The 20,998-nt window shown below is 55.8% G+C and carries 21 protein-coding genes; 9 read left to right on the forward strand and 12 right to left on the reverse strand.

Annotated elements, in window-relative coordinates; genetic code table 11:
• Positions 1 to 112 precede the first annotated feature (112 nt).
• The gene (locus KHU29_RS01180; RefSeq protein WP_211450866.1) at positions 113 to 1,195 is read left to right on the forward strand and encodes a sugar dehydrogenase complex small subunit; all 1,083 of its coding nucleotides are present in this window, start codon (positions 113 to 115) and stop codon (positions 1,193 to 1,195) included.
• A 38-nt stretch (positions 1,196 to 1,233) separates the two neighbouring features.
• On the opposite strand, the gene KHU29_RS01185 is transcribed toward KHU29_RS01180, so the two are convergent.
• The gene (locus KHU29_RS01185) at positions 1,234 to 1,407 is read right to left on the reverse strand and encodes a hypothetical protein (RefSeq protein WP_211450867.1); all 174 of its coding nucleotides are present in this window, start codon (positions 1,405 to 1,407) and stop codon (positions 1,234 to 1,236) included.
• A complete protein-coding gene (locus KHU29_RS01190) occupies positions 1,392 to 1,568 on the reverse strand; it encodes a hypothetical protein (protein ID WP_211450868.1) in 177 nt (58 codons plus the stop codon). Before KHU29_RS01190 ends, KHU29_RS01185 begins: the two co-directional genes overlap by 16 nt.
• Before the next feature lie 571 nt (positions 1,569 to 2,139).
• Between KHU29_RS01190 and KHU29_RS01195 the strand changes: the two genes are divergently transcribed.
• Positions 2,140 to 2,331, forward strand: coding sequence for a hypothetical protein (locus tag KHU29_RS01195; RefSeq protein ID WP_211450869.1), 192 nt, complete (start codon positions 2,140 to 2,142; stop codon positions 2,329 to 2,331).
• Positions 2,332 to 2,680: 349 nt separating this feature from the next.
• Here KHU29_RS01195 and KHU29_RS01200 read toward each other — a convergent pair whose 3' ends face one another.
• Both KHU29_RS01200 and KHU29_RS01205 read right to left on the reverse strand, forming a co-directional pair.
• On the reverse strand, positions 2,681 to 3,226 hold the full coding sequence (locus KHU29_RS01200) for a GNAT family N-acetyltransferase (protein ID WP_211450870.1): 546 nt from the start codon (positions 3,224 to 3,226) through the stop codon (positions 2,681 to 2,683).
• 10 nt (positions 3,227 to 3,236) lie between these two features.
• Complete coding sequence (locus tag KHU29_RS01205) at positions 3,237 to 3,806, reverse strand: helix-turn-helix domain-containing protein (RefSeq protein WP_211450871.1); 570 nt, start codon at positions 3,804 to 3,806, stop codon at positions 3,237 to 3,239.
• Between the two features lie 350 nt (positions 3,807 to 4,156).
• On the opposite strand from KHU29_RS01205, the gene KHU29_RS01210 reads away from it, so the two are divergent.
• From KHU29_RS01210 to KHU29_RS01220, 3 genes are all read left to right on the forward strand, one after another.
• Positions 4,157 to 5,392 carry an RNA polymerase sigma factor gene (locus KHU29_RS01210; RefSeq protein ID WP_211450872.1) on the forward strand — a complete coding sequence of 412 codons (1,236 nt, stop codon included), beginning with the start codon at positions 4,157 to 4,159 and terminating at the stop codon, positions 5,390 to 5,392.
• Between the two features lie 197 nt (positions 5,393 to 5,589).
• Positions 5,590 to 5,952 (forward strand): YciI family protein, encoded by a 363-nt coding sequence (locus KHU29_RS01215; RefSeq protein WP_211450873.1) that lies wholly within the window; start codon positions 5,590 to 5,592, stop codon positions 5,950 to 5,952.
• 68 nt (positions 5,953 to 6,020) lie between these two features.
• Positions 6,021 to 6,494: a VOC family protein gene (locus KHU29_RS01220; RefSeq protein ID WP_211450874.1), complete on the forward strand. Its 474-nt coding sequence runs from the start codon at positions 6,021 to 6,023 to the stop codon at positions 6,492 to 6,494.
• 199 nt (positions 6,495 to 6,693) lie between these two features.
• Here the strand turns inward: KHU29_RS01220 and KHU29_RS01225 are convergent, their stop codons facing one another.
• On the reverse strand, positions 6,694 to 8,355 hold the full coding sequence (locus KHU29_RS01225) for a C13 family peptidase (protein ID WP_211450875.1): 1,662 nt from the start codon (positions 8,353 to 8,355) through the stop codon (positions 6,694 to 6,696).
• Positions 8,356 to 8,636: 281 nt separating this feature from the next.
• Between KHU29_RS01225 and KHU29_RS01230 the strand changes: the two genes are divergently transcribed.
• Positions 8,637 to 9,356: a Crp/Fnr family transcriptional regulator gene (locus KHU29_RS01230; protein WP_211450876.1), complete on the forward strand. Its 720-nt coding sequence runs from the start codon at positions 8,637 to 8,639 to the stop codon at positions 9,354 to 9,356.
• A 266-nt stretch (positions 9,357 to 9,622) separates the two neighbouring features.
• The gene (locus tag KHU29_RS01235) at positions 9,623 to 10,291 is read left to right on the forward strand and encodes a Crp/Fnr family transcriptional regulator (RefSeq protein WP_246541326.1); all 669 of its coding nucleotides are present in this window, start codon (positions 9,623 to 9,625) and stop codon (positions 10,289 to 10,291) included.
• A 105-nt stretch (positions 10,292 to 10,396) separates the two neighbouring features.
• On the opposite strand, the gene KHU29_RS01240 is transcribed toward KHU29_RS01235, so the two are convergent.
• Positions 10,397 to 10,582, reverse strand: a complete 186-nt coding sequence (locus KHU29_RS01240) for a glycine zipper 2TM domain-containing protein (protein WP_425514433.1) — start codon at positions 10,580 to 10,582, stop codon at positions 10,397 to 10,399.
• 291 nt (positions 10,583 to 10,873) lie between these two features.
• Between KHU29_RS01240 and KHU29_RS01245 the strand changes: the two genes are divergently transcribed.
• Positions 10,874 to 11,899, forward strand: coding sequence for a class I fructose-bisphosphate aldolase (locus tag KHU29_RS01245; RefSeq protein ID WP_211450879.1), 1,026 nt, complete (start codon positions 10,874 to 10,876; stop codon positions 11,897 to 11,899).
• Between the two features lie 13 nt (positions 11,900 to 11,912).
• Here the strand turns inward: KHU29_RS01245 and KHU29_RS01250 are convergent, their stop codons facing one another.
• From KHU29_RS01250 to KHU29_RS01275, 6 genes are all read right to left on the reverse strand, one after another.
• Positions 11,913 to 13,133 carry a 6-phosphofructokinase gene (locus KHU29_RS01250; RefSeq protein WP_211450880.1) on the reverse strand — a complete coding sequence of 407 codons (1,221 nt, stop codon included), beginning with the start codon at positions 13,131 to 13,133 and terminating at the stop codon, positions 11,913 to 11,915.
• A 97-nt stretch (positions 13,134 to 13,230) separates the two neighbouring features.
• Positions 13,231 to 14,337 (reverse strand): substrate-binding domain-containing protein, encoded by a 1,107-nt coding sequence (locus tag KHU29_RS01255; protein WP_211450881.1) that lies wholly within the window; start codon positions 14,335 to 14,337, stop codon positions 13,231 to 13,233.
• A 405-nt stretch (positions 14,338 to 14,742) separates the two neighbouring features.
• A complete protein-coding gene (tfpB, locus tag KHU29_RS01260) occupies positions 14,743 to 16,524 on the reverse strand; it encodes a type IV pilus assembly ATPase TfpB (protein WP_211450882.1) in 1,782 nt (593 codons plus the stop codon).
• A gap of 104 nt (positions 16,525 to 16,628) precedes the next feature.
• A complete protein-coding gene (locus KHU29_RS01265; RefSeq protein WP_211450883.1) occupies positions 16,629 to 17,465 on the reverse strand; it encodes a spermine/spermidine synthase domain-containing protein in 837 nt (278 codons plus the stop codon).
• A gap of 139 nt (positions 17,466 to 17,604) precedes the next feature.
• A complete protein-coding gene (locus KHU29_RS01270; RefSeq protein WP_211450884.1) occupies positions 17,605 to 18,099 on the reverse strand; it encodes a DNA-deoxyinosine glycosylase in 495 nt (164 codons plus the stop codon).
• Between the two features lie 18 nt (positions 18,100 to 18,117).
• Complete coding sequence (locus tag KHU29_RS01275) at positions 18,118 to 18,774, reverse strand: Crp/Fnr family transcriptional regulator (protein WP_211451126.1); 657 nt, start codon at positions 18,772 to 18,774, stop codon at positions 18,118 to 18,120.
• A gap of 249 nt (positions 18,775 to 19,023) precedes the next feature.
• On the opposite strand from KHU29_RS01275, the gene KHU29_RS01280 reads away from it, so the two are divergent.
• Positions 19,024 to 20,991: an AMP-dependent synthetase/ligase gene (locus tag KHU29_RS01280; RefSeq protein WP_211450885.1), complete on the forward strand. Its 1,968-nt coding sequence runs from the start codon at positions 19,024 to 19,026 to the stop codon at positions 20,989 to 20,991.
• The last annotated feature ends 7 nt before the right edge of the window (positions 20,992 to 20,998 follow it).

The following is a 20,998-nucleotide window of genomic DNA, read 5'->3' on the forward strand; positions in this document are numbered from 1 at the left end:
TGGGAAAGTCGCTGAGATTTCTACTCCCTCCAATCCCGCACGACGCACATTGCTGGTCGGTTTACTGTCCGCTTAAAGCGCATCACTGATACCGTGGGCGCTGGCGCAACCGATGGCCGATGCGGACCAAGGTGCATTTGTGGCGGTTTCCGCGATACTCGCCGGCCGTCAGGCACTTGATGCCATGCAGGCAAAGCGCCTGTATGACGCGCTCACCGCCGATGATTCCGGTTTTCCTGCGGCTGCCCGGGCATCGCTGGCACTGATCAATGAGCGAAAAATCGACCCTCTCGCATTGCAGAAGGCTCTCGATGACGAACACTCGCCGCTGGCCGCAATGCCACGAAAAATCGTGACGGCCTGGTGCATGGGCACCGCCGGCGATTGCATCGCTTGCCACACGCCACGGAATATCCTGATGGCGGAAAACCTGTCACGCGAGCTCGGCAGCTGGCATGCGCCTAACATTACCTCGGATGCGAATAGTGGTGTCGGCGGATGGAGCGAACAGGAAATTGCCGATTACGTGCGCTTAGGTCCTGCTGCCAACAAGGCGCCGGCAGCAGGACCGATGGCCGAGGCGGTCGATAACAGCCTGCGACACCTGACCGACGGCGACTTGCGCGCAATTGCCGTTTATCTGAAGAGCGTGCCGGCACAACACGATGCAGCTGACGCCAAGGCGACATACGCATGGGGTGCGGCGGCCGACGACTTGAACCGTATCCGGGGCGTGGCCTTGCCCACGGATCCGAACCAGATGACCGACCCGCAACTCTACGACGCCCAATGCGCAACTTGTCACCAGGCCCGCGGCCAGGGAAGTTTCGATGGCGGTCTGCCGCCACTGTTCCACAACACGGCGCTGGGTCGAACCAACACGAACAATCTGGTGATGGTGATGCTCGATGGCATACAGCGGAAGACTGATTCTGACGAGGTGCTGATGCCTGGCTTAAAAAAGGAACTGTCGGATCAGCAGATCGCGACCCTCGGAAATTATCTGACCAGGAATTTCGGCAATCCCGCAGCGGCGGTGAGCGTGGATCAGGTGAAGACACTACGCGCCGGCGGCAGTTCGTCCAACTTGGTAACGGTGGACAGGGTGGGAATGGGGGCGTTCATCATCGTGGTCATCGTGGCGATTTTTGGCTTCGGCAGGCGCAAGCGGCGCAAGGTACAAGGTTCGATGTAACAGCAGACATGTAGATCCTATGATTTAAAAAAGCGGAATCAGGAGATCTTGACGCGTTTTCCATTACAACTGGCTCGGATCGCCTTTTGACACCAATACAATGATTTTTCCTGTTGCGGCTCGCAGCCGGTTAGCAGGCACATGGTGGTAACGCCCAGCATGTAAAGCTTGAACCACCAGGCCATCCGGAATTCGATCAGATCGGTGGACATGATGGTTTCTCGATAGTGATGGCGACAGGGTCGCTGGCAGGAAAGCTTTCTTCCAACGCTTCATCCAGCGCATTTTCAATATCGCATTCCTTGCCTTCGGCGGCGCCGCTGTCCTGATGTAGCGGCGCTGTATCGGACTGCGTATCTGGTTTGGTATTCATTTGTTGTATTCCTTGTTGTGACTCGCCAAGTTCACTCCAATGCCAAATTGCAGCCGGATAAAGCTGCCGGCAATGCAAAAATAGTCGGTGTGGCCAGGGATGCAAAACGGTTGGCGAGCGTAATCATGTTTTTTTAGTGCAAAGTAAGAGAATTCCAATCGATGTACAGAACTTTGATCTTCACCATGATTTATCTCTGTTCGCTAGCACACCTAGCGAACAATAGATTTTTCAATGCCGGGCATTTGAAAGCATCTCGGCTCTATATTCTCCCGGCATGAAGGAAAGTTGATGCAATGTGGGATAGCGAACGGAGCTGAGGCTAAATAAGTTTTATAAGATCTTTCATTGAGCGAGTAATGCGGAATCCCTCCTCGTTGCATTCGCTATTCCACACTCGCTCAATGCTAAAAAGAGCGAACGAGCATGGACAAATATGTGCTGGGATGGATTTTGGGCGCACCGATGGTGATGTTGGTGGCGCTCTATTTTTTGTGCACTGATCGATTGCAATTGTTATTGTGCTCACAGAATTCTTTATTGAATTGTCCCCCTGATAAAAGGATCCAGCATGGGAATCGAATGGATTAGCGGATGGGCCAGACGGTACGCGGTGACACCGGAAAAATTGGCGAAGAATGAATTGAGCGATGCGCGCCTGTCATTATTCCAGTCGGAAAGACAGTTGCTGGAAGCGGAAATGCGGGTCGATTACCGGGTGTGCATTTTTTGCCATCCGATATCTGAAAAGCGCCGAGATTAAAGTCTATCGGCCGGCTGTCGAATCGTGGTGGATTGATCTCATCGCATTGGTTGGCAGATATGGATTTCGCTTCGATAAGAAAGTAGTGAATGAAGTAGTGAAGAAGTAGCAAAAGCACTTGCGTCGAAACAAACAGTCCGGCATACTCGGTTTTGATATGCGCGTCATCACACGCAACTAAAAAATATTTGATGGCAGATACCTGAGTAGATTCATTCGCGGCGCAATCACTTTGCAGATAGCATTGGATGGCGCGAATCTCCTCAAGTATCGGTAATTATCAAAGCCCGCTTCGGCGGGCTTTTTTTATACAGACGAGCATCAGCGTCGATTGCGCTTGCCGCCCTTGCTATGCCAATTCACCGCTCCCTATTTTTTTATAGAAGACGGTAGTTGGACACAGTCCGCCAGTCGGCCACAACGCGTAGTCAGGAATAATTCCGGATACTTGCCACCCCAGTCGTTTGTACAATCGTTCCGCCGTGCTGCCGGTAACCGTGTCCAACACCAGCAAACTCTTGCCGGCAAGCGCGGCGAAATTTTCGGCTGCCGTTACTAATGCCGCTCCCAGCCCGGCTTGCCGCGCCTTGCGGTGAACCAGCAGTTTTGCTACATCGGCGCGATGCGGCTGGTTCTCCGGTTGGCTCAGTACCACCTGTATCGTCCCTAAGATTGTTGCATCCTGGTCTTGCGCGACCAGCAATATGCGTTCGCCGGCAGCTACGCCGGGAGCAATGCCGCGCCAGAAATCTTCAGCCCGGGACGGTGTAAGGGGGTGCATGAAACTAACCGAGGCGCCGCCGTCCACGCAATCGATCAGGATCTCGCTCAATGCGGTAATTGATGCCGGTTCGTCGAGTGATGGCAGCCGATTGATTTGTATGTTTCCGTGCATGGATGATTCCTTATAGGCGCGCGATGTCCGTGCTGGTAATCACGGCGTAACGCGCAGGTTTACGGTGGGGGTTGTGAAAGGCGGTGGGGCTGTTTAACTGGAATGCGAGGCAGTCGCCTGGTTCGATCGAATAGTGCGTAGCGCCGACGATGACATCCATCTTGCCTTCCAGTACCCATACCTGCTGATGCACCAGAGCGTCGCGTGCCGCAGTCTCATAGTTTACTTTGGCGCCCGCGGGAAACAGCACTTCCACTATCCGCAGCGGCGATTGCGGATCAGGCGGCGAGATATTGCGACGCAGGTATCCCGATTGCGGATCGCGCCACGCCGGTTGATCGGCATGGCGGATGAGCGGGGTGGGTTGCTGCTGCGGATCTTCGAACAGGGCCGGCAACAGAACGCCGAGCCCGGTAGCCAGCTTTTCCAGGACCACGGCGGTGGCGTTGCTTTGGCCTCTCTCAATCAAGGAAATCATGGAGCGGCTGACATTGCACTTGGTCGCCAGCGCATCCAGCGACAGGCCGCGTTCCTGGCGCAAGAAACTCACGCGGGCTGCAATGCGGGCGTTTATATCCATAAGAGACCGTTTCTCTGATATCCATAATAATGGAAATATTATCTATTATATTGGATATCAGGGTCAACTATAAAATGACCAAGCCGACGACGCACCCATGGATGGTCGCCACGGACCAGATGTTTGTTTGATGCTGCTTGCATGGCAGGAGCAAAATAGGACGTTATCCGCCCTGTTTTAAGAAGAGCCGAAAAGATGATTCGATTATCTTTTGCCTATGAATCGGAAGCGTCGGAAGGGCAGTAATTCGAGGTATTATTCCGGTGTTACAGGAACCCGCAAACCGATCCGGGCAGACAGCAATCGCAAGCCGATGTGCTGCGCCGCGCAAAAGACAACCGCCAGAGACGATGCCAATAAGCGACACGATTGAAGGTATTTACCGCAGCGAATCGCGACGCGTATTCGCCACCTTGATTCGTCTGCTGGGCGACTTCGACACGGCCGAAGAGGCCTTGCAAGATGCATTCAAAGCGGCGATCGAGCAGTGGCCGCGCGACGGCATCCCCGACAAGCCGGTGCCGTGGCTGGTATCGGCAGGGCGCTTCAAGGCGATTGACGGCATCCGCCGCAGAGCAAGATTTACTGCCTATGACGAGGTGGCAGACACGATCGAGGCGATCGCCGACGAGACGCCGGCGCTGGACGACCGCGAACATGTCGAAGATGATCGCTTGCGCCTGATTTTTACCTGTTGCCACCCCTCGCTGGCGCCGGATGCGCAGATTGCATTGACGTTACGCGAGGTCTGCGGCCTGACAACCGAAGAGATCGCACACGCTTTCCTTACTCCCGCAACCACGCTGGCGCAACGGATTGTCCGCGCCAAAGCCAAGATCCGCGACGCTCGCATTCCGTACCAGATCCCGGGCCGCGACGAATTGCCTGTGCGTCTTGAGACGGTCTTGCGCGTCATCTACCTGGTGTTTAACGAAGGCTACTCCGCCTCATCGGGAGCGACGCTGACCCGCCATGATTTATCGCAAGAAGCGATTCGGCTGGCGCGCCTCTTGCTGGAGCTGCTACCCGAACCCGAAGTGATGAGCTTGCTAGCCTTGATGCTGTTGCACGAATCGCGTCGCGCTGCGCGCAGTTCTGCTGCCGGCGACCTGGTGCCGCTGGACGAGCAGGATCGGAGTTTGTGGAACGCTGAGCACATAGCCGAAGGCTCAGCCTTGGTGGAACGCGCCTTTTCAACGGGTCGTTTCGGAACCTATGCGTTGCAGGCTGCCATTTCAGCCATCCATGCAGAAGCCCGCCATGCCGACACTACCGACTGGGAGCAAATCGTCGGCCTGTACGACGCTTTGCTGCGGCTGGAGCCTACGCCGGTGATCGAATTGAATCGCGCGGTAGCGATCGCCATGCATCAGGGGCCGGCAGCCGGGCTGGTTTTGGTGGATAACCTGATTGCGGGTGGCCAGTTGCAAAATTATCATCTGGCGCATGCTGCCCAGGCCGATTTGCACCGGCGTCTGGGACACGTTGCTGAAGCACGCGCCGCCTACGGGCGAGCCTTGGCGTTGACCCGGCAAGAGCCGGAACGCCGATTTCTGCATCGGCGCCTGGCTGGCTTACCGGATTAGCAACCTCTGGTTGCGTTTGTTCGTGGCTGAAAAATAAAAATATTGAAATAGTTGTCGATTAGTTGCCGATTCGTTGTCGATTTCGCCGTTCGTGGTTCGACTATCTAATGTAAATGCTTATGAAGCGACGCCGGCGGCGCGCTGCACCGCCGGCCGTCATCCGCCAATATCCATCCATCTATCTATTGGAGACAATAATGAACTATTTGTGCCTCGTCTATCTTGCGCAGGACAAGCTGCATGCCTGTCCGGACAGCGTCTGTTTTGCGTATGGGGAGGAACTCCGCAACAGCGGTCATTACATCGCGGGACAGGCGCTGCAATCGACCGACACCGCGACCACCTTGCGCGTACGCAACGGCCAGCTCTCCCTGACCGACGGGCCGTTCGCCGAAACCAAAGAACAACTTGCAGGGTTCTACATGATTGAAGCCAAGGATCTCAACGAAGCAATCCACCTGGCCTCGAAAATCCCGCCTGCGCGGTTTGGCAGCATAGAAGTGCGTCCGGTGCGGGAACTTGATGTCAGCAACACGGTATCGACTCAAGAAGCTGTCTAAAGTTGATTTGACCGCAGCGCCTTTCGTCAGGAATAGCGCATGTTCGGAACCAGACAAGGAGCGAGAAAATGCAAAAAATTACACCATTCCTGTGGTTTGACGGTAAAGCCGAGGAAGCAATGAATTTTTATACCTCGATTTTCAAGGACGCGAAAATCGGCAACATCATGCGATACGGCGATGCCGGACCAGGCCCCAAGGGGGCAGTGATGTCCGCCACATTCCAGCTGCATGGACAGGATTTCATCGCCTTGAACGGCGGGCCGCAATTCAGTTTTACGCCAGCTATTTCATTCTTCGTGAATTGCCAGACGCAGGAAGAAGTCGACGAACTGTGGGGCAGGTTTTCCGAAGGCGGGGAGTCGCAGAGATGCGGCTGGATCAAAGACAAATTCGGCCTTTGCTGGCAAATCATTCCGACCATTTTGGGTGAACTGCTGCAAGACAAGGATCCGCAAAAATCGCAAAGAGTCATGCAGGCAATGATGAAGATGGACAAGATAGACATCAAACTTTTGAAACAAGCTTACGAACAGCAATGAAGGTTAAGCCGCCGCTCACCGGTTTAGTTGAGCGGCGGGTGTTCTGACGCGCATGAATCGTGATTTGACTTGATTTCATCAATTACGGCGCGGGTCAGGCCTGCGTATCGTCATCGACGCCATCCCAGTACCCCAGCGTTTCTTATCGCTTATGGTTGTCTCTCGTCTCGTAAGCATAATGTTGTTATCGGGTGCTGTTTCACTGCTTGTCGGTACTGACTGCCGCAGCTTTTATCTGCGCCCGCCATTTTTTCAAGTACTGGTCAATCAGGGCAGTGTGATGTATTTGCGGTTCTGAATGGGTAACTTCACCTGATTTTCCGGCGGCCTTGATGTCATCGTTTTCCCAGGTCGTGACCAACGCCTTGGCTTTATCGAAAGCTTCGCTAAAGGATGCACTGCCAGGCAAGGATTTTTGGAAAAACGCTTTGCCAAAGTAAGTGAAGTCGTTGTCATCGGCACATCCGAAGGAGGTTCGATCCTGGCGGGCGGCGGCAATCACCATGGTGTGTTCGTCTTTTAACGGCTTGATGAAACCACCCGCGTAGCAGGCTGAGACCACGACCACTTTCCAGCGTATGCCTGACTCGGATAGCAATTTTCCCAGCTCCTGTGCTGGAAGATTGCGCAACTCCATGCCATTCTGGGCCAGGCTCAATTCGTGATCCTGCGATCCGTGGCTGGTCAGGTACAGGAACAAGATGTCGTTTTCCTTATCCATCCGGCTGGCGATGGCGTTCAGGCTTTCGCGGATGCTGGTTACTGTCGCCATCGGCGCCTGGGCTACCGTATTGCGGCTGTTGACCAATACTATGGAGCGTCCCCGGGTACCGAAATCGCGATCAAACTGGTTGCGGACAAAATCTGTCTCGCGGTGAAATACTTCTTGGGAACCGTCGCCGGCGACAGCCAGTAGATACAGATTGATCTTGCCGGCTTCATGCGGCGCAATTGCCGCCAAAGCCTTGTCAAGCAGGGTGCGTTGATTGTATAAGGCGGTTTCTATATTCAGCCTGGTTTGCGTTTCAGCTTTCTTGTCTTCCAGGACGCCGTAGCTCCAGGTGCCGCTGTCCTCGGTGCGGCCATCTTTTTGTGGCGAAGCGTAAATAAGGACGCCTTCACCCTCATACATGCCGTAGGCAAAATTTCCGGTGTACCGATCGCCCTTGGCACTCCGGTAAATCCCTTGTCCGTGATATTTCCAGTTTTTGAACTCGCCCACATAGCTGCTGCCGTCCTTGCCGATGTAGTGTGCTTTTCCGACCAGCCGGCCATCGGCAAAAATACCTTCATAGATATTGCCGCCTGCATCGGTAAGCCGGCCACCGCCTTGAGGGCGCCAGTTCTTGAAAGCGCCAACATAGCGAGAGCCTTTGTGTACATGATAGATGCCGTATCCTGTGAACTCTCCTTTGTCGAATTCGCCCTCGTAGGATTCTTCATCCTTTACTTCGAGTCGCCCTTTGCCTTGATATTGCCCGTTAGCGAATTGACCTGCGTATCTGCGCCCGTCCCGGTACTTTATTTCACCTTTGCCGGCGTACATTCCTTGCTTGAATTCGCCGTCATACCGGTCGCCTGCATCTGAACGGTATTTCCCCTTTCCCGAAAACAGTCCCTTGTCAAAACCACCTTCGTAGCTGGCGCCGTTCGCCCATTCTATTTTTCCCTGGCCTTGCATCTTGCCGTCCGTAAGCTGGCCATAATATTGACCGCCGTCAGGGGTAATGGCATTCGGAGGAGGTAGCGTGGCAGCGGCGTTGGCGATCATCAATCCCGAGAAAAATACGCATGCCGCGGTTGCGCTTGCCAGCGTGAGCTTGCAGCCGCGAGTGAATTTGATAGCTTTGTTTTCATGCATACGTTTTCCCCGTTTTCCCAAGATTTTTGGCTGTCGCAAGTTGCAGGATGGAAATTTAACATGAAGTGTTGTCTTTTTGCATAAAAATCCGGCTTGGCTGGCAAACACTGTGGTTTGTAGTCGTTCTGCGCCGATGTGCCCATTTTTTTGCCAACTTTTTTGCGGCCCGGTGCTCTGTGCGCTACCGGACATCAAAGTTTATTTCGGGTTTATACTCAAAAACTCGGATGCGGCAGCGTCTGCGTTACTTCCAGAAGCTAAACGAGCCTTGGAGTTTCATCATGGACAACTCTCCAAATCCCAGGAAAAACCATTTACTGGCTGCACTTCCGGACGCTGAGTGGGAGCGTTGGCAACCGCAACTGGAAGCCGTCGATATGCCGCTCGGCCAGGTGTTGTACGAATCGGGCAGCACGCTGAGCTATGTCTATTTCCCGACCACTTCCATCGTTTCGCTGTTGTATCTGCTGGAAAACGGCGCCTCGGCCGAGATCGCCGTGGTGGGCAACGAGGGTATCGTCGGCGTGTCCCTGTTCATGGGTGGCGAATCCACCCCCAGCCGTGCGGTGGTGCAAAGTGCCGGCCAGGGGTTCCGGTTGCGCGCGCGGGTCATGAAGGACGAGTTCAACCGCGCCGGGCCAGTGCTGCACCTGCTGTTGCGCTATACCCAGGCTTTGATCACGCAGATGTCGCAGACGGCGGTGTGCAACCGGCACCATACGCTGGATCAGCAGCTATGCCGCTGGCTGCTGTTAAGCCTGGATCGGCTGCAGGGCAACGATCTGGTGATGACGCAGGAGCTGATCGCCAACATGCTCGGCGTGCGGCGCGAAGGCGTTACCGAGGCCGCGGGAAGTTTGCAGACGGCTGGATTGATTCGCTATGTACGCGGACACATCACAGTGCTAGACCGAGAGGGACTGGAGAAGCGCACATGTGAATGTTATGCAGTCGTCAAGAAGGAGTGCGACCGCCTGCTTCCTGATAAATTGGCAATCTGATGCAAAATCGTCTGCCGGAGTCATTCATCATCGGCATGGCTGCCGTGTTTCTGCCCGCCCGGCTGTTTTATGGCCGGTGTCCCAACTAAATTTTCCATATGTGTGCTAACAGACGGTCAGGCGTGAATGCCTGCTGCAAACTGCTGTTACTACCCGACATTGTATTTGCCAATAACGCGATCTTCATCTCGCTCCGGCCTACCGCAAATTAAGGTGGTGGGCCGGCAATATACCGGAGAACTGGTTTGGGCACCGTCGAGAACCATTTGATCGAACTGCTTCCGCGCAAGGAGCGGTTGCGTCTGCTTGCTGTCAGCGAGTTGATTGAACTGGAGCCGAGTGAAATATTGTGCGAACCTGGCAAGCTTATCCGTCATGTCTATTTTCCTATCGATGCATCGATTTCGCTGATGGCTTTGATTGATGGCAGCCCCGGCGTTGAGGTTGGCATGGTGGGACGGGAAGGCATGTTGGGGGGGCAGATGGCGCTGGGTGTGGCCATGGCGCTGGTGCACGCTGTGGTGCAAAGCCCTGGTACTGTGCGGCGCATAAGTGCCAGTGCTTTCCGTAACGAACTCGCGTGCAGCCCGGCGTTACAACGCGGCATGCACAATTACCTGTATGTACGCATGGCGCAGATGATCACCTCGGCGGCGTGCCTCCGTTTCCATTTGATCGGACCGCGCCTGGCGCGCTGGCTCCTGATGAGCCAGGATCGCGCGCATTCCGACCACTTTCACGTTACCCATGAATTCCTGGCCACCATGCTTGGCGTGCGTCGAGAAGGTATCACGGCTGCCGCCAGCGCCTTGCAACGTGACGGGCTTATAGAGTATCGGCGCGGCAACCTCAAGGTGCTTGACCGACCGGGACTGGAAGCTGCTGCATGCGGCTGTTATGCGGTCGATCGGGAGGCATATGCAGCGTTGCTGTAGTTTGCGCTTGCGGAAACACGCATGGAAGCGGGCCGCGGCCTGCTATTTTTATTGCAAGACGCCGACAATTTTGTCAGTAGCAATCGTGTCGGCCCTGCCGCGCAATCAGCGTTTTCCTGCCTGGTTACCGATGACGCCGCCGACCGCCGCACCGCCGACTGTGCCAAGGGCGCTGCCGTTGGTCAATACAGCACCGCCGACTGCGCCTATGCCGGCGCCGATTGCCGTATCCGTGCCACGGCGAGACATGCCGTCACATGCGCTCAAGCCGAGTACTACAAGCAGAGTCATAGCACCGACTGAAAGTTTTTGGTTCGTTTTCATGGAACACCTCTTTGTCAATATCGAGTTATAGGCGAATGCCTACACCCTGACCTTGAAAATACCCTCAAAGCAGCAGTTGGTCGGTGCGGTGGCGCACCTAAGCCTGCATTTTGATTCGGGCTTCCAGATATAGTCCAGGCCGCCGCGAATGCAGCGGCAAGTCAGCCTGTTGCGGACGGTTGCCTTGCCGCTGCATTCGTGGCAGCATGTTCTGGAGAACTTTTCGCAGTCTGCAGTCATCACTGGGAGTAACCAGCTATGAATATCGACGAGCTGAAATCGGTGGCCAGCGCCATCGTTGCGCAACAGAAGGGTATCCTGGCCGCGGACGAAAGCGGGCCGACCATCAAGAAGCGGTTCGACGCAATCAAGCTCGAATGCACCGAAGAGAGCCGCCGCCGCTATCGCGAAATCCTGTTAACTACCGAGGGTGTGGAGCCTTATATCGGTGGTGTCATCCTGTACGATGAAACGTTGCGTCAGAGCTGTGCGGAGGGCACACCTTTTGCCGAACTGCTGACGCGCCGTGGAATCATCCCGGGCATCAAAGTGGATGGCGGCGCCAAGCCGCTGGCATTGCATGCGGGCGAGAAAATCACCGAAGGACTGGACGGCTTGCGCGATCGGCTTCAAGAGTATCGACAGCTGGGCGCCAGGTTTGCCAAATGGCGCGGCGTGATCGAGATTAATGAAAGCGACATCCCGAGTACGTCTGCCATCCAGGCCAACGCGCACGCTCTGGCGCGTTACGCTGCGTTGTGTCAGGAAGTCGGCATTGTGCCTATCGTTGAACCGGAAGTGCTGATGGATGGTTCCCATAACATCGAACGTTGCGAGGCGGTGACATCACAGGTGCTGGAAATTGTGTTTGCCGAGCTAGATGCGCAGCGCGTCGCGTTCGAGGGCATGCTGCTCAAGCCGAACATGGTCATCGCTGGCATGAAGTGCGCGCAGCAAGCTGATGTGCAGCAAGTTGCCGAGGCTACCATGCGTTGCCTGGCACGTTATGTGCCGGCGGCCGTGCCGGGCATTGTCTTTTTGTCTGGTGGCCAAAGCGCACAAGATGCGACGGCCCATTTGAATGCCATGAACCAGCTCGGCGCGCATCCCTGGCCGGTGAGTTTTTCTTACGGGCGGGCGCTGCAGGCGCCGGTGTTGATGGCCTGGAAGGGGCTGGAGCAGAACGTGGCCGAAGCACAAAAAACTTTCTTCCGGCGTTGCCAGTTGAATGGCCTGGCGCGTCTCGGCAAGTACGACAGCGCCATGGAGGGCGCGTCTCCATAAGGGCAGATGTGGATCAGCCAGAGGTGTTCCGTATCTTGGCGACTGGGTGGGCGCGCAGGCGGAAGCCGTCTGGCATGCCCGATCCCAGCAAGGGTTGCAGGTAGAGCCGGAAAGCATCGGTGACGTCGGTGCCGCTGGCGGCGATCAGCTCATCTTCCATGACCCTGGTTTTACCAGCCACCACATCCAGCTCCAACAATTCGTAGTCGACCGAATAAGCGCCGCTGCGCTTGATGGCGACTGTGCCGTTGCGATTGTCGTGCACCGCAAACTGCAATGCTTTTTCGCCGACCTCACGCGCCTCGCGCTGGTCCACGTCCGATACGCACCCCATAAACGAGCGCTGCAGATAGCCGAAGGTATCGCCGCGGACGCGTTTGATATTCAATTTCGATTTGATCTCTTCACACAGCAAATCAGCCAAGGCGCCGTTGCCGGATAGTTGCACATTGCCATGGGCATCGCGTTCCACCGTCTTCGCCAGCAGGCTGGCGATAGGCGTGCCCGATGCATCGTGTATGCCTTCGGAAACGGCAATCACGCAACGGCCGAAGCGTTGGTAGGCTTGTTTCACGTCGGCCAGGAATTTCTCCAGTACAAAAACCCGCTCCGGCAGATAAATCAGGTGCGGCCCGTCATCGGGGAATTTTCTGCCTAGCGCGGATGCGGCCGTCAAAAAGCCTGCGTGCCGCCCCATCACCACGCCGACGTAGACGCCGGGCAGGGAAGCGTTATCGAGGTTGGCGCCAGCAAATGCCTGGGCCACGAAGCGTGCCGCCGATGGAAAGCCTGGCGTGTGATCGTTGCTGACCAGATCGTTGTCGATGGTTTTGGGAATATGGATACAGCGTAAGGGGAAGGTTAGCTTTTCCGCCTCCAGGCTGAGAATGCGCAGGGTGTCGGATGAATCGTTGCCGCCGATATAGAAAAAATGATTTATCTGATGCGCTTGCAGCACCTGGATAATCTCCTGGCAATACTTAAGGTCAGGTTTGTCGCGCGTCGATCCCAACGCGGAAGATGGCGTGTTCGCCACCAGCTCCAGGTTGCTGCTGGTTTCCTGGCCCAGGTCGAGAAAGTCTTCGTTGACTATGCCGCGCACGCCATTGCGCGCCCCATACACCAGGCCGACATCTGATATGCCGCGCGCCGCCAGCACGACCCCCACCAGGGACTGGTTGATCACGGCGGTAGGGCCGCCGCCTTGCGCGATAAGGATTCTTCTGGATTGCATTTGCATTCTCCCTGAACTATCACTATCGTTGAACGGAGCTGACACTTTCCGATTCTACCTCCATCGCACAGGCGCGGGCTAACGACCTTATTTGGCCTTATTTCCCCCAGATTTTCTTATATTCCGCGCGGTAGCCGTTATTCGGTTCAAAAGTGTTCTGCTGGCCGCCGTGAAATGCAATGTTCTGCTCCGTGACCAGATACACGGGAGTGGTATAGGCGCTGGCTTTTTCGCCGGCAAACGAGCGATTCAACTCATCGACGATTTGCCAGCCTTGCTGGCTGAACGGTTCCGGCACGGTAGCAACCTGGATATTCTTGCTGCGGATGCGTTGATAAGCCGATTCAGAACCTTCGCCGGCGGACAGCGCCTCAATCTTGTTGCTGGAGATAATCGCCGCCGAGGCCGGCGTTGCCAGCAGATCAAGGTACTTGTCATTGACGCCGATGATGTGCGTCCATTTTTTGCCGAAGCGCTGCGCCAGTGAAGTGAGCAAGGCCGGCATCTTGTCGGCGGTGGTAGTGGCCGGCAATGCTTCTACGCTGAGTAAGTTGCAGGTCCGGCATTGTTTGATTGCCGCGGCGATGACATTCGATTTCGACTGCTCATACAAGCTGTTCGGATCGGTGAGAATCACCACGCCGGCCTTGCCGTTTGAATCGACCACCCCTAACAAGGCTGCAATCAATGCCTCTTCTTTAGGGTCGGCGGTGACGTTGGTAAACAAGCCGTCGCTGGGGCCGATCCTGGTCGAGGCATGCCAACCGATCACCGGCACCTTCTGGGTGTTGGCGTTGTTCATTTCCTTGGGTTGTTCGTTGGCGTCGATCCCGGCCAGGACGATGCCGTTCGGCTGCAAGGCCAGCGCTCTGCTGAAGGCTTCCGCGTGTTTGCTGTTGACACCCCAGCAATCGATCACGAAGACGTCCCAGCCGGCTACCGCCGCCGCTTCCTTGACGCCGTTGGCAACCCGCATGACGCCATTGTTCTTGAGATTGGAGGCGATCAGCACAATCGATTTTTTTTGTGCTGCGATTTTCGGGCCGCTGGTGGGGCCGTCCCAGGTGGTTTTGAAGGCCATCGCCTTGGCGATTTTTGCGTTGGCGCGGTTCAGGAACAAGGTTGGATCTTCCTGGGCAAACGCTGAACTGATAAAGCTGAAGACAAGTGCTACCGTTACGAAATTAAAATTGATCAATTTCATTATTTTTATCCGGATTTGACTGCGTATGGTCGGAGCGGATTTCCCGCCTGTTTTTTTTATTGCAAACTAACAGCGCCTGACAACTCCCTGTACCGCAAAAACCATATTTCTCCCTGAGCTAATGCTGACGCCGCTTTCAAGCAGATTAACGGGCATTGAAAACGGCGTTGGCAATAGCGTGCCTTAGCTTACGCAAAGGTTAAATGCTTGTCTATTGGAAATCTATTCTAGAGTTGATGCAGGAATGGTATTTGCACAATAAAAATGTTATTTTTGTAATTTCATCAATGTTAATGTCTAACGTTTGCCAATCTGCGGCGGCGAAATAACGTAAGGGCTACCGGTCAAGAAGACGGGCAGCCCTTATCGGTTGCTGTCGCTGCCGGGATACCGGCCGATTGCGGCTCAGGTCAGCGCTGAAGTGACTTTCAAGACTTCTTCCACCGTGGTGACGCCTTCCATTACCTTCAACGCGCCGGCCAGGCGCAAAGGTTTCATGCCATCGGCGATGCTTTGCTGTTTCAACGCGTGGATATCGGTTTCGGTCTGGATCAGTTTTGAGAACGGCTGGGTCACGCTCAGCAGTTCGTACAGGCCGGTGCGTCCACGGTAGCCGGTCTGGCGGCATTCCGGGCAGCCGACCGGGTGATAGACGGTGGCAGGCTTGGGCAGGTTCCAGCTTTCAACCAGCGTGGCCCAGACTTCATCGGCGACATGGCCGTCGGCGCTTTTGCAGTGGGTGCAAAGCGTGCGCACCAGGCGTTGCGCCATGATGCCGATCAAGGTGGTTTCCAGCAGATAGTAAGGCACCCCCAGTTCCAGCAAGCGCATCACGGCCGACGGCGCATCGTTGGTATGCAGGGTCGATAGGACCAGATGGCCGGTAAGGGCCGCCTGGATGGCCATTTCCGCAGTTTCCAGATCGCGGATTTCGCCCACCATGATGATGTCCGGATCCTGCCGCATCAAAGCCCGCACGCCGTCGGCGAAGGTGAGGTCGATACCGTGGTTGACCTGCATCTGGTTGAACGAAGGTTCCACCATTTCAATCGGATCTTCCACCGAGCAGACGTTGACTTCGGACGTGGCCAGCGCCTTGAGAGTGGTGTACAGCGTCGTGGTTTTACCGGAGCCGGTCGGGCCGGTCACCAGGATAATGCCGTGCGGCCGCTTGGTCAGCGCATCCCAGCGCAAAGCATCGTCCGTCGGAAAGCCCAGTTCCGGCAAGGTTTTCACCACCACATCCGGATCGAAAATCCGCATCACCAGCTTCTCGCCGAAGGCAGTCGGCAGGGTGGACAGGCGCAGTTCGATTTCCTGGCCGCCGGCGGTACGGGTCTTGATACGGCCATCCTGCGGCCGGCGCTTCTCGATAACATCCATCCGCCCCAGCAATTTGATCCGCGCGGTCATGGCAATCATGACCACCGCAGGCACCTGGTACACCTGATGCAGGACGCCGTCGATACGGAAACGAATGGCGCTGAAATCGCGCTTCGGCTCCATATGGATGTCGGAGGCGCGTTGTTCAAACGCATATTGCCATAGCCAGTCGACGATATTGACGATGTGCTGGTCGTTGGCGTCGACTTGCTTGTTGGATTTGCCGAGTTCAACCAGTTGCTCGAAGTTGTTGCGCAGCGCCAGATCTTGTCCGCCGGTTTTGTGGGCGCTCTTGATCGATTTCGCCAGCGTGAAAAACTGCGTGATGTATTGCGTGATATCGAGCGGATTGGCAATCACCAGGCGGATATTGCGGCGTGAAATCTTGGCGATTTCCGCCTGCCATTCAGTGCGGAACGGCTCGGCGGTGGCAATCACCAGCTCGGTCAGGCTGAGTTCAACCGGCAGGATATTGAAGCGCGTGGCGTAACTGGCCGACATGACGTCGGCGACCTTGGCGAAATCGATCTTCAGCGGGTCGATCCGGTAGAACGGCATTTGCACCTGGCGCGCCAGCCACTCGGTGAGCCATTCGAGCGTGATGGCGCGATGCGGCGGCAACGCCGACTGGCGCTTGCACTGGGCTACTGCATTGAGTGGATGGATCGCAATCGGCGCGTTGCGGAAAATTCCTTGCGCCTGGGTGTAGAAAAGTTTGACTTCGTTTTTGTCGACGGTGCCATCGTTCAGCAACCAGGTGAAGATTTGCTGCAAGTCCAGGGTTTTTTGCGATGCAGTGTTCATTGCAATAGGGATGTCGGTTGGTTGAGCCGGGTTTATCTGGTGTGCTCATCTTTAATTCAATTAAATTGAGCAGCACTACATTAATCTCTTATCTCTTTTATCTCTTACTGCGGCGAATGCCATGCCTTCAATCCATTGACCCACGATTTGGCCGGCAGTTTGGTGGCTGCGGTAATTTCGGCTGCGCGTTCGTACAAGGCGCTGAAATCGACTGGCGGCGCTTTTTTGAACGCGATGGCGATGACATTGCCTTCGTGGACTTCCGGCAGGCACCAGACAGCGTCGAAGGCGAATTTCATGGCTTTCAGGTTTTTGGCATAGCTGGGATGATCGCCAAACAGGTTGACCGTCATGATGCCGCCATCCTTCAGGCAAGCTGCACAAGCACTGTAGAACTCAGGCGTATCCAGTACCGGGCCGCGCACGGTGGCGTCGTACAGGTCGACCTGCAGGGCGTCGATGGTGTCGTGGTTGTGCGGATCGAGCACGTAATCCATGGCGTCCATCTCCAGCACGGACAGCCGTTCGTCGTCGGCAGGCAGTTTGAACATCGATGAGCAGATCGCCAATACCGACGGGTTCAGTTCGATTGCGGTGACACGCGCCTCAGGAAACTGGCGATAACTGAACTTGGTCAGCGCCGCCGTACCCAGGCCCAGTTGCACGATGTGTTGCGGTTCCGGATTGAACAGCATCCAGGCCATCATCTGCTGGGCATATTCCAGTTCAGGCCAGTCAGGCTTGCGCAGCCGCATGGCGCCTTGCACCCATTCGGTGCCGAAGTGCAGGAAGCGCACGCCGTTTTGTTCGGATAATGTGACCGGGGCGAATTTGGGTTTGCGGGCGGGTTTTGGCGTGTCTTTTTTTGCAACTTCGGAGCGTTTGCCGGGGCCGGCCATCCGGTTGGCATCGGCTTCTATGGATTTGCGTTTGATCAGCATGAGGCGTAAAGGGCGTAATAAATCGGACATCGAATAAAAATGTAGGGCAATGATACCGTGCCGCAGCCACAATAAGCCCAAAGTTGAGTCGCTTTCTTATGTTATAGGCGTAGCGGGATTGTTATCGAAGCGTACAGGCTCAATCGAGGCAATCTTGCAGCACCAGCCAGGCTTCCAGCTTTTCCGCATATGGCCGGGTATAAGCCGGGCTGCTCGAGGGAAGCTGCACGATGCGATAACGTGCAGCCAGCTGGCCCAGCGCCCTGAGCCCGAGTTTGGCTGCGATGCCGCCATTGAAGGCGATGGTGGTCAATTGCGGCAACGTGGCGGCCAAGGTGGGCAGGTCGTTATGCACATGGTCGCGGATATTGCTATCCAGGCTGCCGTCGCGCCGCGCTTCGGCCACCACGTCCCATAAACCGATGTGTTTGCTCAAAAGAGTTTGCAGCCGGTCCGGATAGGGCAGCTCCGGCAGGTCGGCGCCGGTCACTTCGGAAAGCAATTTCCAAAAGCGATTTTGCGGATGCGCGTAATACTGGCTATGCGCCAGGGACACGTTGCCTGGCAAACTGCCCAGTATCAGGATGCGGACCTGCTCATCCACTACCGGCGGAAAGCTGCGCTTACGGGTCATTGCTGCGGTGTCAGCTTGTCAGGAGTGGAACTGGCGCAAGCCGTCCAGGTCAAGAATGGTGATGCTGCCGTAATCGACCTTCAACAATCCCGCCTTTTCCAGTACCTGCAAGGCCTGGTTGGCGCGCTGGCGCGAGGCGCCGGAAAGATTGCCGACTTCTTCCTGGGAAATTTGCAGCTCGCGGCCTATGCCAGGATTCAAGTAGGGGTTGAATAGCGCCGCCAGGCAACGCGCAACGCGTGCATCCGGCTCCAGCATGCGGTCGTATTCCACCAGCGAAATAAACAGCGCCAGCCGTTCATTGAGCTGCGTGACCAGGAAACGATTGAATTGGATGCTGTTGTCGAGCAGCCATAGGTAAGTCGCTTTCGGCATGTACAGCAGCTGACTGTCGCGCAGCGCCACCACATCGTATTTGCGCGGCTCGCTCTTGAGCAATGAGCCTTCGCCAAGCCAGCCGCCGTTGGCCATGCCGGCAAAGGACACCGTTTTCCCTTCGGGGGAAACGCTGCTCATTTTTAGCAATCCCTCATGCACGCCAATCCAATGCGTGACCGGATCACCCTTGTGGCAAACAAAAGCGCCGCTCGAAATCTTGCGGCTGAACATCTCGGCTTCAACCCGCGTCAATTGTTCGCTGGTAAGCGATCGTGCCCACATGGTCTTGGCCAGCATGTCTTTAATCGAGGTTTCTATAATCATTATGATGCGTTGCAATATCGAAAATTCGGCAATTGTCTGCGAGATGACAACCCCATCTCTCGACTCACACTACTATCATCGCATAAAGCAGCGAATAACCGGCATGACACTACTACACTAGTAAGTGCGACGTAAGCATGCCGGCTCAGACTGACTTGACACTGACAGGTATCCACGGCATCGAAATCGACGCCGTGGGGCCATATAAAAAAGGTGGGGGCGATGGTGGAGACAACACAACGTCCAGGAGCAGAGACATTTCCAGGTTTGCTCCTGAAGCATGCCAAGGAACGCCCGCAGCAGCCGGCGTTCCGGGAAAAAGATCTTGGCATCTGGCAGGCGACGAGCTGGGCCCAGGTTGCCGAGGAAGTCCGGGCCTTTGCCTGCGGTTTGGCAGCGCTTGGCTTCCGGCGCGGCATGAGCCTGGCGATTGTCGGCAATAACTGCCCGCGGCTGTATTGGGCGATGTCTGCTGCCCAATGCCTGGGCGGCATGCCGGTGCCGTTGTATCAGGATGCGCCTGCGGCCGACATGGCTTACGTCATGGACGATGCTGAAATCGATTTCGTGGTGGTCGAAGACCAGGAGCAGGTCGACAAGGTGTTTGAAATCAAACAGACACTGGCGCCGCACCGGATCAGCCGCATCATCGTCGACGACGAGCGCGGCATGCGCAATTATCATCAGCCGGAACTGACAACGTTTGCCAAGGTGGCAGAGATGGGCCGGGCTTTTGACCAGATGCATCCCGATTTCTTCATGAGCCAGGTCAATGCCGGACGGGCCGACGATATCGCCATCATCCTGTATACCTCCGGCACCACCGGCAAACCGAAAGGTGTTTGCCATACGCATGCGGCGATGATCACCACGGCCCAGACGTTGGTTGAGTTCGATCAGTTGAACCAGCATGACGATCTGCTGTGTTACCTGCCGCTGGCCTGGGTTGGCGATTTCCTGTATTCGTTTGCGCAAGCGCATGTCGCCGGATTCTGCCTGAATTGCCCGGAATCGCCGAATACCGTGATGATGGACCTGCGCGAGATCGGGCCGACTTATTATTTCGCGCCGCCGCGCATCTATGAAAATATCCTGACGCAAGTGATGATCAGGATCGAAGACGCCGGCTGGATAAAACGCAAGATGTTCCACGCCTTCATGGGTATTGCGCGGCGGGTCGGGATTCGGATACTCGATAAAAAGCCGGATGTGTCGCTCACCGATCGCTTGTTGTACCGGATCGGCGATCTGCTGATCTACGGACCACTGAAGAATGTACTCGGCATGTCGCGGATCCGGGTCGCCTATACCGGCGGCGAGGCCATCGGTCCCGACCTGTTCGATTTCTATCGTTCGCTGGGCATCAACCTGAAGCAGTTGTACGGCATGACCGAAACCTGCGTCACCGTCTGCATGCAGCCTTCCGGCGACGTCAAGCTGGATACGGTGGGCCGGCCGATGAAGGGGGTCGAGGTGCATATCGACAGCAAGGGCGAGGTGCTGGTGCGTTCGCCGGGTTTGATGAAAGCGTATTTCAAGCGGCCGGATGCCACCGCCGAAGCGATCGACGCCGACGGTTATTTCCATACTGGCGACGCCGGATTTTTCGACGGTGACGGCCATTTGAAAATCATCGATCGCGCCAAAGATGTCGGCAAGATGGCTGGCGGCACCTTGTTTGCGCCAAAGTACATAGAAAACAAATTGAAATTTTTCCCTTTCATTAAAGAAGCGGTGGTGTTCGGCAATCAGCGTGAGCAATGCACGGCGTTTATCAATATCGACATGGATGCAGTCGGCAACTGGGCAGAGCGCCGCAACCTGGCTTACAGCAGTTACACCGACCTCGCCGCACAGCAGGCGGTGTACGGTCTGATCGGCGACTGCGTTGAGAAAGTCAATGCCGACCTGGTGCAGGATCCTTTGTTGGCCGCTTCACAGATTCACCGCTTCCTGATTTTGCACAAAGAACTGGATGCCGATGATGATGAGTTGACGCGCACCCGCAAGGTGCGGCGCGACTTCATCGCCAACAAGTATGCGGTGCTGATTGACGCCCTGTATGGCGGCAGGCAATCGCAGTACATAGAAACCCAGGTCAAGTTCGAAGACGGCCGGCAAGGCATGATCGCAGCCGACTTGAAGATCGTCGACGCCAAGACTTTCGCCACCATTGATAAAGCGGCCTGATAACTAT

Source organism: Collimonas antrihumi (assembly GCF_018304965.1).
Taxonomy (GTDB): Bacteria; Pseudomonadota; Gammaproteobacteria; order Burkholderiales; family Burkholderiaceae_D; genus Collimonas; species Collimonas antrihumi.